Source organism: Necropsobacter massiliensis, assembly GCF_000827595.2.
Lineage (GTDB): Bacteria > Pseudomonadota > Gammaproteobacteria > Enterobacterales > Pasteurellaceae > Necropsobacter > Necropsobacter massiliensis.
This window is the reverse complement of record NZ_LN776215.1, coordinates 1-206: the sequence shown is the minus strand read 5'-3', so window position 1 is coordinate 206 and position 206 is coordinate 1. Positions and strand designations below refer to the sequence as shown.

Genomic DNA, 206 nt, shown 5'->3' with positions numbered 1-206 from the left:
GCTAGTTGCAAAGTCCCTTTTGTAATGGCAAGCTCTGGTGTACCCGTCGCAATGCCAACTGTCATTTCAAGCAAACGTTTCTGATATTGCAATTTATAAATTTCTTTATAAAGTGCGGTCTTTTCTTCTTCCGTTTTGGCTTGTTTTATTTTTTCCCGCAATTTAGCTTGTTTCGGTAACACATAAACATCAATGGTCGAAAACGC

Annotated in this window: 1 protein-coding gene; it reads right to left on the bottom strand. The window is 38.3% G+C overall.

Going from position 1 to position 206, the window contains the following annotated elements; genetic code table 11:
* Window positions 1-182, bottom strand: a 182-nt coding sequence (locus tag BN3349_RS11935) for a hypothetical protein (RefSeq protein ID WP_245853836.1), incomplete at its 3' end; no start/stop codon positions are given.
* Window positions 183-206 lie beyond the last annotated feature (24 nt).